Genomic DNA, 15263 nt, shown 5'->3' on the forward strand with positions numbered 1-15263 from the left:
AGGCCTACCGGGAGCCATCGAAAACCCGGAGCTATACCCTATACAAGCAGCCGCGATGACTTGGGCACATGGGCGATCAGGAACTCCATCTGATCGGCCAGGATCCGCCGGTTGCGCAGGATGAAGTCTTCCCAGAGGCTGGGTATATAGGGCGTATAGAGCAGCGGCATGCGCGCCTGCTCAGGTGTGCGGGCACCCTTGCGGTGATTGCAGGAACGGCAGGCCGTCACCAGGTTCATCCACTGGTGGCCTCCCCCTGCGGAGATGGGCACGATGTGCTCGCGCGTGAGGTCGTTTTCATGAAAGACCCGGCCGCAATAGGCGCAGATGCAGCGGTCGCGTGCGAACAGCTTGCCATTGGTCAGGCCGGGCTGCAGGCTGTGCGGATTGATGGCAGGTGCCCCGCGCGTGCCGATGATGCTGTTGATGTGGATGACTGACTGGCAGCCCGTGACGGCATTGTGACCACCGCGGAAACAGGCGACCTCTCCGCCGGACTCCCAGCGCACATCGTCCGCCGCGTAATGCAGCGCCGCCTGCTCCAGCGTGATCCAGGATTGGGGCAGCCCTTGGGCCGACAGCTTCAAGACCTTCACGACACGCCTCCTCTGACACCAAAGTGAACGGGAATGCAGCCAGTGCACAGGGCCTGCAAGGCAGGCCTTATCGAGGCAATATACTCTGTTTCCATGTCGGATTGACAGCCCGCGCTGGCTGCGCGCGTGCCAGCCGCTATTGAAAACAAAGCGTCCCATGAAGATTTTTCGAGGCTTCAACCATCCAGGGCGGGAATCGGCCTGCGCCGTGACCATCGGCAATTTCGATGGTGTCCATCGCGGCCACCAGGCCATGCTGGCCCTGCTGTCGGCCGAGGCTGCACAGCGCGGCGTGCCCACCTGCGTGCTGACCTTCGAGCCCCATCCGCGCGACTACTTCGCCCAGACCCTTGGACGGCCTGAAATCGCTCCGGCGCGCATAGGCACGTTGCGCGACAAGCTGTCGGAGCTGGAGCGCTGCGGGGTGGACCAGACCGTGGTGCTGCCCTTCAACCAGGCGCTGGCCAGCCAGTCGCCGCAGGCCTTCATCGACGAAGTGCTGGTGGCGGGCCTAGGCGCGAAATACGTGCTGGTTGGCGACGACTTCCGCTTCGGCACCCAGCGTGCGGGCGACTACGCCATGCTGGATGCGGCAGGCCAGCGCCAGGGCTTTGACGTGGCCCGCATGAACAGCTACGAGGTGCACGGCCTGCGCGTGTCCAGCACCCATGTGCGCGCAGCCCTGGCCGAGGGGCGCATGCAGGACGCAGCGCGGCTGCTGGGCCATCCCTACACCATCTCCGGCCATGTGGTGCACGGCCGAAAGCTGGGCCGCAGCCTGGCCGAAAGCCGCCAGGGCGCGGGCGATGGCTTTCGCACGCTGAACCTGCGCTTCAACCATTGGAAGCCTGCGGCCAGCGGCATCTTCGCCGTGCTGGTCCATGGCCTGAATGAACGACCGCTGCGCGGCGTGGCCAACCTCGGCGTGCGCCCTTCCCTGGACCCGACGGATGTCAACGGCGGGCGCGTCCTGCTGGAAACCCACTGCCTCGATTGGCCCGGCGCGCCGGGAGGCGAAGAGGCCTACGGTAAAATCATCCGCGTGGAACTTCTGCACAAACTGCACGACGAGCTGAAGTACGACAGTCTCGACGCCCTCACCGCCGGCATCGCCAAGGACTGCGATGACGCGCGCGCGTTCTTCGCCACCATCCACACGCCCATCTACACCGAGACCCGTCGCCAGACCACGCGCGACCGAATTTGACGCTCTCCGTCACCTGCCCGGGCGCGGGTGCGCACCAGGCTTTCCTCCCCTTTTTCCGTGCCTGGACCAGACGGTCCGGGCTCTGGCCTGCTTTCAAGGTTCTCCATGTCTGATTCGAAAGTCTCTCCCAACGCCAATGCGGGCTATCGCGCCACGCTGAACATGCCCGACACACCCTTCCCCATGCGCGGCGACCTGCCCAAGCGCGAGCCGGGCTGGGTCCAGGAATGGGAGGACAAGGGGCTCTACAAGAAGCTGCGCGACGCGCGCCACGGTGCGCCCAAGTTCATCCTGCATGACGGCCCGCCCTACGCCAACGGCAAGATCCACATCGGCCACGCGGTGAACAAGGCGCTCAAGGACATGATCGTCAAGAGCCGCCAGCTCGAAGGCTTCGACGCGCTGTACGTGCCGGGCTGGGACTGCCACGGCCTGCCCATCGAGAACGCCATCGAAAAGCTGCATGGCCGCAACCTGCCGCGCGACGAGATGCAGGCCAAGAGCCGCGCCTTCGCCACCGAGCAGATCGCCCAGCAGATGGTGGACTTCAAGCGCCTGGGCGTGCTCGGCGACTGGGACCATCCCTACAAGACCATGAACTACGCCAACGAGGCCGCCGAGCTGCGCGCCCTCAAGCGCGTCATGGAGCGCGGCTTCGTCTACCGTGGCCTGAAGCCCGTGTACTGGTGCTTTGACTGCGGCTCCTCGCTGGCCGAGTTCGAGATCGAATACGCCGACAAGCAAAGCCAGACACTGGACGTGATGTTCCCCACGGCCGAGCCCGACAGGCTGGCTGCCGCCTTCGGCCTGCCCTCGCTGGTCAAGCCAGCCTTCATCGTCATCTGGACGACGACGGCCTGGACCATCCCCGCCAACCAGGCGCTCAACGTCAACCCCGAGCTGGAATACAGCCTGGTGGACACCGAGCGCGGCCTGCTGATCGTGGCCTCGGCCCTGGTCGAGAAGTGCCTGGCACGTTGGAAGCTCGAAGGCCAGGTCGTCGCCACCGCCGTGGGCAGGAAGCTGGACCACCTGCAGTTCAAGCACCCGCTGGCCGATATGGACAAGGGCTTCGACCGCGTCTCGCCCGTGTTCCTGGCCGACTACGCCACGGCCGATGACGGCACCGGCATCGTGCACTCGGCCCCCGCCTATGGCGTGGACGACTTCAACAGCTGCATGAACAACGGCATGACGCGCGAAGACATCCTGAGCCCCGTGCAGGGCAACGGCGTCTACGCGCCCGAGCTGCCGCTGTTCGGCGGCCAGCACATCTGGAAGGCCACGCCCGCCATCATCGACGCGCTCAAGCTGGCCGGCCGCCTGATGGACACCAAGACCATCAGCCACAGCTACCCGCACTGCTGGCGCCACAAGACGCCCGTGATCTACCGCGCCGCAGCCCAGTGGTTCATTCGCATGGACGAGGGCGAGGGCGTGTTCACCAAGCCCGGCGACAAGCCCGCGCAGACGCTGCGCCAGATCGCGCTGGAGGCCATCGAGCACACCCAGTTCTACCCGGAGAACGGCAAGACCCGCCTGCGCGACATGATCGCCGGCCGCCCCGACTGGTGCATCTCGCGCCAGCGCAGCTGGGGCGTGCCCCTGCCCTTCTTCCTGCACAAGGACAGCGGCGAGCTGCACCCGCGCACCATGGAGATCATCGACCAGGCGGCCGCCATGGTCGAGCAGGGTGGCATCGAGGCCTGGAGTCGCATGACGGCCGAGGACATCCTGGGCGCCGAGGAGGCCGTGCACTACACCAAGAGCACCGACATCCTCGAAGTCTGGTTCGACTCCGGCTCCACCTTCTGGCACGTGATGCGCGGCACGCACGCCGAAATGCACCACGACCAGGGCCCCGAGGCCGACCTCTACCTGGAAGGCCATGACCAGCACCGCGGCTGGTTCCATTCGTCGCTGCTGCTGGCCTCGGCCATCTTCGGGCGCGCGCCCTACCGCGGCCTGCTGACGCACGGCTTCACCGTGGACGGCCAGGGCAAGAAGATGTCCAAGTCGCTGGGCAACACCGTCGCCCCGCAGGACGTGAGCAACAAGATGGGCGCCGAGATCATCCGCCTGTGGGTGGCCTCGACCGACTACTCGGGCGACCTGGGCATCGACGACAAGATCCTGGCCCGCGTGGTGGACGCCTACCGCCGCATCCGCAACACGCTGCGCTTCCTGCTGGCCAACGTCAGCGACTTCGATGCTGCGCAGGACTCGGTTCCCACCGAAGAGCTGCTGGAAATCGACCGCTGGGCCCTGGCCCGCGCGGCCCAGTTCCAGGCTGAGCTGCTGGCCCACTACAAGGTCTATGAATTCCACCCCGTGGTGGCCAAGCTGCAGCTGTTCTGCTCGGAAGACCTGGGCGGCTTCTACCTGGACGTGCTCAAGGACCGCCTGTACACCAGCGCGCCCAAGAGCCTGGCCCGCCGCAGCGCCCAGACCGCCCTGCACCAGATCACGCATGCCATGCTGCGCTGGATGGCGCCCTTCCTGTCCTTCACGGCCGAAGAGGCCTGGAAGGTCTTCGGCGACAGCGAGTCCATCTTCCTGGAGACCTACACCGACCTGCCGGCCGGTGACGAGGCCCTGCTGGCCAAGTGGGCGCGCCTGCGCGAGATCCGCGACGTGGTGAACAAGGACATCGAGGCCGTGCGCACCGAAGGCCGGGTCGGCTCCTCGCTGCAGGCCGAAGTCACTGTCTCGGCCCAGCCCGAAGACCTGGCCCTGCTGCAAAGCCTGGGCGACGACCTGAAGTTCGTCTTCATCACCTCGGCGGCCGAGGCCCTGGCAGGCGAGGCCCTGCAGGCCGCCGTCACACCCAGCAGCCACGCCAAGTGCGACCGCTGCTGGCACTACCGCGCCGACGTGGGCATCAACCCCGAGCATCCCAGCCTGTGCGGCCGTTGCGACAGCAACCTGCACGGTGCTGGCGAAGAGCGCCACAAGGCGTAATCAACCCCTGAGGCGCTGCCATGACCCCTACCTTTGCTGCGGTCCCCGAATCCCGCAACAGCCGCATCTGGCCCTGGCTGGCCTGGTCGCTGGCGATCATCGCCATCGACCAGCTCACCAAGCAGTGGATCCTTGGTGCCTACCAGCTGGGCGACTGGACGCCGATCACGGGCTTCTTCAACATCGTGCGGGCCCACAACACGGGCGCGGCCTTCTCGTTCCTGGCCGGAGCGGGCGGCTGGCAGCGCTGGCTGTTCGTGGGCATCGGCGTGGCGGCCACGCTGCTCATCGTCTGGCAGTTGCGCAAGCATCCGGGGCAGAAGCTGTTTTGCTTCTCGCTGGCCAGCATCCTGGGCGGCGCCATCGGCAACGTGGTGGACCGCCTGCAGCACGGCTACGTGGTGGACTTCCTGGACTTCTACTGGGGCCGTTCGCACTTTCCGGCCTTCAATGCCGCCGACATCGCCATCAGCGTGGGCGCGGCCCTGCTGATCCTGGACGAGGTGCTGCGCGCACGGCGGGCCAAAAGAACCTGATCCCCGCCGCGGCGCAAGCCACGACAGCCAGCCCAGCCCCTCCTGCGAGGGGCTTTTTCATGGAGGCTGCCGCCAACTGCGTGCCGACGGGCTTTCTCCTCGGGTTTTCCTGAGTGCGTTTTTGGTCAACCGAAATTCTTTTTGATTCGTTTTATTTCTACAATTTTCTTTATTTCGCACCAAACTGTGCGCTCATGCGGCCGACTCTCCTGCGCGCAAGCCGGGACCGGGGTTATATTGGTCCGCTTCTCCGCTCACAGCACATGAAGCACTTACTCAATCTACTGGCCGCCATCGCCCTGCTGGTCTGGGGCACGCACATGGTCCGCACCGGCGTGTTGCGGGTGTTCGGCGCCAATCTGCGCGACCTGCTCGCCCACAGCATGAGCAACCGTTTCTCGGCTGCGCTGTCGGGCCTGGGCGTGACTGCGCTGGTGCAGTCGAGCACGGCCACCTCGCTGATGACCTCGGCCTTCGTGGGCCAGGGCCTGATCTCGCTGCCGGCCGCGCTGGCCGTGATGCGCGGCGCCGACGTGGGCACGGCGCTGATGGCCGTGCTGTTCTCCACCGACCTGTCCTGGCTGTCGCCGCTGTTCATCTTCGTGGGCGTGGTGCTGTTCATCACCCGCCAGGACACCACGGCCGGGCGCATAGGCCGCGTGCTGATCGGCCTGGGCGTGATGCTGCTGGCCCTGCGCCTGGTGGTCGAGGCCACCGAGCCGCTGCTGGAAGCCCCCGCCGTGCGCACCCTGCTGGGCTCGGTCACCAGCGATATCTTCATGGAGTTGCTGCTGGGTGCGCTGCTGGCCGTGATGGCCTATTCCAGCCTGGCCATCGTGCTGCTGATCGCGGCCATGGCCAGCTCGGGCGCGATTCCCATGGAAGTGGCGCTGGGCCTGACGCTGGGTGCCAATATCGGCAGCGGCCTGGTGGCCGTGCTGACCACGGCCAAGTCCAGCACCGAAGTGCGCCAGGTCACCATCGGCAACATGCTGTTCAAGATCATGGGGGTGGCCATCGTGGCGCCCTTCCTGGGGCTGTGGGCCACCTACGTGATGCCGATGATCGACGGCAAGGGCCAGAACATCGTGCTGTTCCACCTGGCCTTCAACATCTTCAACAGCCTGTGCTTCATCGGCCTGACGCAGACCGTGGCGCGCTGGGTGACGGCCCTGCTGCCCAAGCCCGAGGCCAGTTCCACCAGCCTGCTGCGGCCCCGCCACCTGGACCCGTCGGCGCTGAGCACGCCGTCGCTGGCCATTTCCTGCGCCGCGCGCGAGGCCCTGCACCAGGCCGACATGGTCGAGTCCATGCTGATCGGCATGCAGCGCGTGCTGGAGACCGACGACCTCAAGCTGTCCCAGGAGCTGCGCGAGCTTGAAGGCACGGTGGACGATCTGTACTCGGCCATCAAGTACTACATGACCAAGATCTCGCGCGCCGAACTGGATGAGCGCGAGGGCCAGCGCTGGACGGAAATCATCAGCTTCACCATCAACATGGAGCAGATCGGCGACATCATCGAGCGCGTGCTGCTGGACATCGAGGACAAGAAGATCAAGAAGGGCCGCCAGTTCTCCGAGGCCGGCACGCAGGAGATCCGCGAGCTGCTGCACCACCTGCTGGACAACCTGCGCCTGGCGATGAGCGTGTTCCTCAACGGCAATGTGCGCGAGGCGCAGAAGCTGCTGGAGGAAAAGGCGCGTTTCCGCGACCTGGAGCTGGCCTACTCGGCCACCCACCTGGCGCGCCTGTCCGACAACACCGTCTCCAGCATAGAGACCAGCTCGCTGCACATTGACCTGATCAGCGACCTCAAGCGCATCAACTCGCTGCTGTGCTCGGTGGCCTACCCCATCCTCGAATCGGCCGGCGCCCTGGCGCCCAGCCGGCTCAAGGAATCGGCACTGAACAAGACGGCGCGCTGACGCGTTTCACCAGCCCAGCCAGGCCGCCAGCACCTGGGCGGCCTCGGGCGTGAAGCGGCCCTGCAGCAGCCATTCGACAAGCTGGCCGCGCTCGATCAGCGCAAAGGCCTGGACCTCGCCATCCTGGTTGCCGGGCTCCAGCGCCGGCGGCACGGTGGCGCCGAACCAGTCGATGCGCTCGCGCATGAAGCCCCGGCCCTCGGCCTCGTCGCTGGGGCGCTCGAACAGCACATGGCCGCCATGGCGCAGGCCCTGCAGCTCGGCCACGCGCAGGCCGGCCTCTTCCCAGGTTTCACGCTCCACGGCCTCGGCCACGGTATCGCACGCGGCCACCATGCCGCCCATCAGCGTGTCCCACATGCCGGGGTTGGTGGGCTTGTTGTCGGCGCGCTGCTGCACCCAGATGCGGCCATCGGCCGTCTCGCCCACCAGATGCACGGCCTGGGTGGCAATGCCCAGCGGGCGCACGGCGCCGCGCTCCACGGTGGCAATGCGCTGGCCCTGGACGTTGCACACGGCCAGTTGCTCATCGCGCCAGGGGCCGCTGTGGCCCGTGGCACGCAGCACCCGGGCAAGGGCGTTGAGCAGGACCGTGGCATCGCCCTGGCCTTGCAGATGCCATTGGTCGGCCTGCAGGCGCAGTGCCACGCCGTGGGCATGCATCACATCGTCCGGCAGCAGCGCGGCCAGGCCGTCTTCCAGCGAACCAGTTTCCTGCCCCGCCACCAGCAATGGCCGGCGCGGCTGCAGCGCGGGCTGGCGCGTGTCGGCGCGCAGGCGGTCCAGCCAGGCCTTCACGGCCGGGTCGGCAAGGTGCTTTGACACACTCATGGCAGCAGGATGGTCGAGCCGGTGGTCTTGCGTGCCTCCAGGTCCAGGTGGGCCTGGCGCACCTCGGCCAGCGGATAGCGCTGGTCGATATGGATCTTCACGGCACCGCTTTCCACCACGGCGAACAGATCGTCGGCCATCGCCTGGGTGGCCTCGCGGCTGGTGATGTGGGAGAACAGGGTCTGGCGCGTCACATACAGCGACTTGGCCGCCAGCACGGCAGGAGCAAAAGGCGCCACGGGGCCCGAGGCGTTGCCGAAGCTCACCAACAGGCCGAAGCGCCGCAGGCAGGCCAGCGAGCCTTCCCAGGTGTCCTTGCCCACGCTGTCGTAGACCACCTTCACACCCTGGCCGCCCGTAATCTCCTGCACGCGCTCGGCGAAGTTCTCGCTGCGGTAGTTGATGGCATGGGCTGCACCGTTGGCCAGGGCCAGCGCGCACTTCTCGTCCGAGCCTGCAGTGGCGATGAGCTGCAGGCCCAGGGCCCTGGCCCATTGGCAGGCGATCAGGCCCACGCCACCGGCCGCCGCATGGAACAGCACGGCATCACCCGGTGCCAGGCCCTCGACCGGAATGCATTTCTTGAGCAGGTACTGGGCGGTCAGGCCCTTGAGCATCATGGCGGCGGCCGTCTCGAACGCAATGGCATCGGGCAGGCGGCACACGCACATGGCGGGCATGACGCGCACTTCGCTGTAGCTGCCCGGCGGATTGCTCGCATAGGCCACGCGGTCGCCCACGCCCAGGTGCTCCACGCCGGCCCCCACGGCCTCGACCACGCCTGCGCCTTCCATGCCCAGGCTCAGGGGCATGGGCAGCGAGTACAGGCCCGAGCGCTGGTACACATCGATGAAGTTCAGGCCCACCGCATGGTGGCGTATGCGTACCTCGCCTGGCCCGGGCTCGCCCACGGCGACCTGCACCAGCTCCAGGACTTCGGGGCCGCCGTTGTGGCGGATCTGCACTGCAATACCCATGGGAGCACTCCTGCAAAAAGCGACAAGAGCGGCATCGTGCCATGTTTCGGCCCGCCTCGCGGAAGACGGCAACGCATGCTCGGCGCAAAGAGCGCGCAACGCCTATAGTGGCGAGCCCGAAAGCCGGATGATCCCGATGAGCCAGCCGCTGAAGCCTTCCACCGCCGCCATCCTGACGCTGCCGCCGCTGCTGTGGGCCGGCAATGCCATCGTGGGCCGCATGGTCCATGACCTGATCTCGCCCTTCGCGCTGAATTTCCTGCGCTGGGCCATTGCCTTCATGCTGCTGCTGCCGCTGGCGGGATGGGTGCTGCGCCGGGACAGCGCCGTCTGGCCGCAGTGGCGCCAGTTCGCGCTGCTGGGATTGCTGGGCATCGGCTGCTACAACGCCCTGCTGTACCTGGCGCTGAAAACATCGACGCCGCTGAATGCCACCCTGGTCGGCTCCAGCATGCCGGTGTGGATGCTGGCCGTGGGCCGCATCTGCTGGGGCATTGCCGTGAGCCGCCGCCAGTTGCTGGGGGCCGGGCTGTCGGTGCTGGGCGTGGCCGTGGTGCTGTCGCGCGGCGATCCGCAGGTGCTGCGCCAGCTGCAGCTGGTGCCGGGCGACCTGTTCATGGTGCTGGCCACGATCCTGTGGGCCTTCTATACGTGGCTGCTGTCCAGGACCAGCGTGTCAGGACAGCTGCGCGCGGACTGGTCGGGCTTTCTGCTGGCACAGATGGTCTTCGGCCTGATGTGGTCCGGCCTGTTCACGGGGCTGGAGGCCGCATCGGGGCGGTTTCACCTTCAGGCAGGGTGGCCGCTGCTGGGCGCCCTGCTGTTCATCGCCATCGGGCCGGCCATCCTGGCCTATCGCTTCTGGGGCCTGGGCGTGCAGCGCAGCAGCCCTGCGGTGGCGGGCTTCTTCGGCAATCTGATGCCCCTGTTCACCGCCTTGCTGTCCATTCCGCTGCTGGGCCAGACGCCGCAGCTGTACCACGGGCTGGCCTTCGCGCTCATCGTGGGCGGCATCATGGTGTCTTCGCGCCGGGCATAGCCTTTGGCAGGCCATGCGCCACGGTGCGCACGGGCACCTTGGCCAGCAGCTGCTCGAACGCGCGTATGGGCACGGGCGGGCTGAACAGGTAGCCCTGGAAATACTCGCAGCCGTAATGCGCGAGCAGGGCGCGCTGCTCCAGGGTCTCCACGCCTTCGGCGATCACATCCAGGTTCAGGTTGCGCGCCATGCCGATGATGGTCTGCACGATCACGTCATCGGTATGGCGCAAGCCCAGGTGGCGCACGAAGGACTGGTCGATCTTGAGCTGGTTCAGCGGCAGCTGGGTGAGATAGGTCAGCGAGGAGTGACCAGTGCCGAAGTCATCCATGGAAAAGCACACGCCATGGCTGCGCAGCTGCTTCATCTTGTCGATGGACTCCTGCACGTTCTCGATCACCAGCGACTCGGTCAGCTCCAGCTTGAGCAGATGGGGCGCAATGCCGGCATTGCGCACCTGCTCGATGACCTGGGAGGCAAAGTCCTGGTGCCGGAACTGGCGGGCACTGACATTCACGGCCACCTGCAGATGGCGCAGCCGCGCATCCTTTTGCCAGATCGCCAGTTGCTCGCAGGCCGTGCGGATCACCCACATGCCCAGCGGCACGATGATCTCGCTTTCCTCGGCCACGGCAATGAACATGCCGGGCGGCACCAGGCCGCGTTCGGGGTGGCGCCAGCGCAGCAGGGCTTCGGCGCCTATGACCTCGCCGGCCAGCGTGAACTGGGGCTGGTAGTGCAGCTCGAACTGGGACTGCGCCAGCGCCTGGCGCAGGTCGCCTTCCATGCGCACGCGCTGGTGGATTTCCACCTGCATCTGCGGATCGAAGAAGCACAGGCCGCTGCCGTTGCGCGCCTTGATCTGGTACATGGCGATGTCGGCCTGCTTGAGCAGCTCGGCCGCCGACTGCGGCTGGCGGCCGAACAGCGTGGCGCCAATGCTGCAGGCGCTGCGGTGCAGGTGGGCGCCCAGCACATAGGACTGGTTGAGCCGCGCCAGGATTTTCTCGCCAATGCGCTGGGCCAGCGTGGCCGCCTCGGCAGGCTCGTGCGACAGCTCGCAGAGCATGACCACGAACTCATCCCCCCCAAGGCGCGCCACCGTGTCCGAAGATCGCACGGCGCTGCGCAGGCGGTGTGCCACCTGCTGCAGCAGCTGGTCGCCCACTTCGTGGCCCAGCGTGTCGTTGAGCATCTTGAACTGGTCCAGGTCCAGGAACAGCAGCGCCCCGGTCCAGCCTTCGCGTGCGGCCAGCACCGTGGCCTGGGCCAGGCGGTCCAGCAGCAGGCGGCGATTGGGCAGGCTGGTCAGCGGATCGTAGAAGGCCAGGCTCTCGATCTCGGCCGTGGCCAGCCGGATATCGGTGACATCGTTGTAGGTGATGACCACGCCGTCCTCGGCGGCCAGCCGTGCCGTCATCTGGACAAAGCGGCCGCTGGGCAGTTGCTGCTCAAAGGGCACGCCAGGCCGCAGCACCAGTTGGCGGTGCAGGTCCTTGGCCTCGTCGGCCTGCGCCGGCGCCGCCGCCAGACCCACGGCGCTGGGGCAGGAATCGAGCAGCGATTGCAGGGGCCGTCCAGGCTCCAGCTGGTCCGCGTGCCAGGGGAACATTTCCTCGTAGCAGCGGTTCCAGCGCAGCACGCGCTGCTGCGAATCCAGCAGCAGAAAGCCGCTGACCATGCTGTCCAGCGCCTGGTCCAGCCACTGCTCGGACCGCTGGGCCTGGCGCCGCGCGGCATGCAGGCGGTCCATGTAGCGGTGCACGGTCCAGCCCAGCACGGCCAGCAGCACGCCGAAGATCATCACGGCCAGCACCATCAGCCAGGCAGCCACGCGCCAGCCGGCCAGCACGGAGGACATGGGCAGGCTGGCCGTGACCCACAGATGTCCCTTGGGCAGCGGATGCGCAGCCACCAGGGCGGGCACGCGGCTCAGGCGTGCGGCCATGTGCATGACGCCGCTGGACGGCAGCTGCGACGTCGTCGGCAGCAGCCGCACAGCGGCGACATCGCCATACTGGGGCATGGACAGCAGCAGCTCGCCGCTGCCCTGCTCCAGCGTGACCTCCAGGCCGTCCAACACACCGCCCTGTGCCAGCACGGCACCCAGCGCCGCAGCCGGCACCTGCATCAGCACATAGCCGCCCTGCTCCGCCCGGCTCAGGGGCCGCACAAGGTACAGCATGCGCTCGCCACCCGGCACCTGCGGCGCGACGGAGGGTGGACTTGCCAGCAATTCGGAGCGGCTTTGGCCCGCCAGGCGCTCCCAGGCCTGCGCAGGCAGGTCGATGACCGGGCCATCGCCCGAAGCGGCCAGTTCCCGGCCCTGGATATCGTGCACCGAGGCGCGCTGCGCCAGCGTGTTCTGCCGCACCATGGTGTGCAGCATTTCCTGCAGTTGCGGCTGCGATGCCGATGCGGGGTTGCGCGAACCCAGCAGTTCATCCACGCCCAGCGCCAGGGCGTCCAGGGATTCCAGGCTGCGGCTGATGGCCGCCTCGGTACCCAGCACAAAGCGCACCAGGCGCAGCGAAGCCTCTTCCTGCGCCGTGGTCCGCATGCCGCTGAGCAGCCAGACCATGGCGGCCGCCAGGGCCACCGTCAGCAGCACCAGCATCAGCGCCAGGGTATGGCGCATGCCCGCAGGGCTTGCGGCCGCTGCCGGGCCGGGCCCGCGGACGGGGTCGGCCGCCGCCCAGTCCGTCTGATGGGGCTGGCCCGTCATCTCCGGGCTCCCTGCATGGCGTTTGGAATGGGCAGGCTGCGGCAAGGCCGCTGGCCACGATGCAGGAACGGGACTGTCAAGGCTGCACCTGCCCATGGACCGCTCGGCACTGCGCAACCATGCAAGGGACCATTTCCCGGGCCTTGCCGGCCCTGGACCCGTTCATGGAGGCAGTGCACCGGCGCATCAGAAGGTTCCTGCGTACAGGCCGCCGTCGGGCAGGATGTTCTGACCCGTCATGTAGCCTGCGTGCGCGCTGCACAGGAAGGCGCAGATGGCGCCGAATTCATCGGGCGTGCCGAAGCGGCGGGCCGGCACCTGGGATTGCTGCACCAGGCGCACATCGTCCAGGCTCTTGCCGCTCTTGTTGGCGGCGGCCGTGAAGGTGGTGCGCAGGCGATCGGTGTCGAACTTGCCGGGCAGCAGGTTGTTGATGGTCACGCCCTTGGCCGCGATGCCGCTGCGCGCCAGGCCCGCCACAAAGCCCGTGAGGCCGCTGCGCGCGCCATTGGACAGGCCCAGGATGTCGATGGGCGCCTTCACGGCGCTGGAGGTGATGTTGACGATGCGGCCGAATCCGCGCGCCGCCATGCCGTCCACCGTGGCCTTGATCAGCTCGATGGGCGTGAGCATGTTGGCGTCCACGGCCTTGAGCCAGGCCGCGCGGTCCCAGTCGCGGAAATCACCGGGCGGCGGGCCGCCGGCATTGGTGACGACGATGTCGAAATCCACGCCCGGGCCGCCGGCTGCCGACAGCACGGCGGCGCGGCCTTCCTCGGTGGTGATGTCGGCCGCCACGGCCAGCACCTTCACCTGCGGCGCCAGGGCGGCGAGGCTGGACGCAGCCTCCTGCAGGGCCTCGGGATTGCGCGCATTGATCACCAGGTTCACGCCCTCTTGCGCCAGCGCCTTGGCACAGCCAAAGCCCAGTCCCTTGCTGGCGCCACATACCAGGGCCCACTTGCCCGCGATTCCCAGATCCATGTCTCACTCCTGAACAAAAAAAACCTTGCTCGATCCTTGCAGAACGGCAGCGCACATTGTGCGCGAGGCTTCGATGCTTTCACGCCAAACGTGTGAAAACGCGAAAACGCCGGTGCAAGGGAACACAGGCGCAGGGGCGGGGCTGCGGGAGCTCCCTTCAGTGCGTGCCGGACCCGTGCTGGCCACGGAACAATCTGTGGTGCAGCCTGCGCAGCGACCACCATACGCCCAGTGCCACCACGGGAATGGCGACGGCCGCCGTGCTCTCCGGCGACCAGGGCCAGCCCAGCGTCTTGGCGCCCTTGGCCAGATAGCTGATCAGGCCCGTGAAGTAGTAGGTGATGGCGGCCACGGACAGGCCTTCCACCGTGGACTGCAACTTCAACTGCATGTCCTGGCGCTGGTTCATGGCGCCCAGCAACTGCTGGCTGCTTTGCTGCTGCTCGATCTCCACCCGCGTGCGCAGCAGGCTGCTGACGCGCGAGACGCGCTCGGACAGCGCGTTCTGCCGCCGCGCTGCCCATTCGCAGGTGCTGCGCGCCGGCGTCAGGCGCCGGTCCATGAACTCGCGGATGGTCTGTATGCCGTCGATGCGCGATTCCTGGATGTCCTGAATGCGCTTGTCCACCAGTTCGAAATAGGCCGCGCTGGCGGAAAAGCGCGAATGCGTGGTGGCGTACTCGCTCTCCACCTGCCCGGCCAGGCGTGTCAGCCGGTCCAGCAGTGCCGGCTCGGCATCGCGGTCGGCAAGACGGATGGAATGGGCCAGGGCCGCAAGATCGCGCTCGGCCGTGGCCAGTACGGCAGCGGCCTGGCGGGCTGCCGGCAGGCCCAGCAGGGCCGCCATGCGGTAGGTCTCGATCTCCAGCAGCCGCTGCACCAGCCGCCCCAGGCGGCGTGGCGACAATGACTCGCCGGCCAGCAGCAGCATGCGCGAGAAGCCATCGGCATGGATGGCGAAGTCGGTGTAGACCTTGCCCGCATCGCCGGCCACGCGCGCACCCACCAGCGTGTCTTCCTGCAGCAGGTGGCGCACCAGATGCGGCTCATTGATTGCCTGCTCCTGCAAGGCCCACAGGTGCAGGCCGCTCAGGCACTGGCCGGGCAAGGCCGCCAGCCAGTCGCGCGGCACGTAGTCGATGGCGGCTTCGGGCTCGCGCACATCGTCCATGCCGGCCTGCGACATGGGCTTGCTGAAGGTCCAGCAGACGAACTCCGTGTGCAGTTCCCAGCGCAGGTGAAAGGCGCCCAGGTCGATCAGCACATGGGTGGTCGCCGCATCGGGCGGCGGCAGATGGTGGTTGCGCAGCAGGGTGGCCACATGGGCGCGGCTGGCCTCGCGCTGGGCCGCATCGGTGAGCATCACCACGTGGGTGATGGCCAGCGGCGCCTGCATCTCCTCGGCCGGGCGGGCGTGGATCTCGTTGTGCAGCAGCACGCGCTGCGGGTGCTGGGATGACAGTAGTGGGGACATCGTGA

11 protein-coding genes are annotated in these 15263 nt (G+C 67.3%); 5 read left to right on the forward strand and 6 right to left on the reverse strand.

What is annotated here, in order from left to right:
- Positions 1–38: 38 nt before the first annotated feature.
- Complete coding sequence (locus IAE24_RS11315; protein WP_199960311.1) at positions 39–596, reverse strand: HNH endonuclease; 558 nt, start codon at positions 594–596, stop codon at positions 39–41.
- A gap of 157 nt (positions 597–753) precedes the next feature.
- Here IAE24_RS11315 and IAE24_RS11320 point away from each other — a divergent pair, with 157 nt between their 5' ends.
- From IAE24_RS11320 to IAE24_RS11335, 4 genes are all read left to right on the forward strand, one after another.
- Positions 754–1803: a bifunctional riboflavin kinase/FAD synthetase gene (locus IAE24_RS11320; RefSeq protein ID WP_197944122.1), complete on the forward strand. Its 1050-nt coding sequence runs from the start codon at positions 754–756 to the stop codon at positions 1801–1803.
- 105 nt (positions 1804–1908) lie between these two features.
- The gene (gene ileS / locus IAE24_RS11325) at positions 1909–4764 is read left to right on the forward strand and encodes an isoleucine--tRNA ligase (RefSeq protein WP_199960312.1); all 2856 of its coding nucleotides are present in this window, start codon (positions 1909–1911) and stop codon (positions 4762–4764) included.
- Between the two features lie 20 nt (positions 4765–4784).
- On the forward strand, positions 4785–5300 hold the full coding sequence (gene lspA, locus IAE24_RS11330; protein WP_012207183.1) for a signal peptidase II: 516 nt from the start codon (positions 4785–4787) through the stop codon (positions 5298–5300).
- A 263-nt stretch (positions 5301–5563) separates the two neighbouring features.
- Positions 5564–7228, forward strand: a complete 1665-nt coding sequence (locus IAE24_RS11335; RefSeq protein ID WP_013800898.1) for a Na/Pi cotransporter family protein — start codon at positions 5564–5566, stop codon at positions 7226–7228.
- Between the two features lie 6 nt (positions 7229–7234).
- On the opposite strand, the gene IAE24_RS11340 is transcribed toward IAE24_RS11335, so the two are convergent.
- Complete coding sequence (locus tag IAE24_RS11340; RefSeq protein WP_199960313.1) at positions 7235–8059, reverse strand: NUDIX hydrolase; 825 nt, start codon at positions 8057–8059, stop codon at positions 7235–7237.
- A complete protein-coding gene (locus IAE24_RS11345) occupies positions 8056–9036 on the reverse strand; it encodes a quinone oxidoreductase family protein (protein WP_034396808.1) in 981 nt (326 codons plus the stop codon). The genes IAE24_RS11340 and IAE24_RS11345 overlap by 4 nt, the downstream gene beginning before the upstream one ends.
- A 136-nt stretch (positions 9037–9172) precedes the next feature.
- Between IAE24_RS11345 and IAE24_RS11350 the strand changes: the two genes are divergently transcribed.
- The gene (locus IAE24_RS11350) at positions 9173–10075 is read left to right on the forward strand and encodes a DMT family transporter (protein ID WP_063328192.1); all 903 of its coding nucleotides are present in this window, start codon (positions 9173–9175) and stop codon (positions 10073–10075) included.
- Here the strand turns inward: IAE24_RS11350 and IAE24_RS11355 are convergent.
- The 3 genes from IAE24_RS11355 to IAE24_RS11365 all read right to left on the reverse strand — a co-directional run bounded on the left by IAE24_RS11355 (position 10050) and on the right by IAE24_RS11365 (position 15258).
- Positions 10050–12800 carry a bifunctional diguanylate cyclase/phosphodiesterase gene (locus tag IAE24_RS11355; RefSeq protein WP_199960314.1) on the reverse strand — a complete coding sequence of 917 codons (2751 nt, stop codon included), beginning with the start codon at positions 12798–12800 and terminating at the stop codon, positions 10050–10052. The two genes, IAE24_RS11350 and IAE24_RS11355, sit on opposite strands and share 26 nt — an antisense overlap.
- Positions 12801–12986: 186 nt before the next feature.
- Entirely contained in the window at positions 12987–13784 is a 798-nt protein-coding gene (locus tag IAE24_RS11360; protein ID WP_199960315.1) for an SDR family oxidoreductase, read from the reverse strand.
- A gap of 157 nt (positions 13785–13941) precedes the next feature.
- Entirely contained in the window at positions 13942–15258 is a 1317-nt protein-coding gene (locus tag IAE24_RS11365) for a DUF3422 family protein (RefSeq protein WP_097201498.1), read from the reverse strand.
- Positions 15259–15263 lie beyond the last annotated feature (5 nt).

This window comes from Delftia sp. S65 (assembly GCF_016516495.1).
GTDB lineage: Bacteria > Pseudomonadota > Gammaproteobacteria > Burkholderiales > Burkholderiaceae_C > Comamonas > Comamonas acidovorans.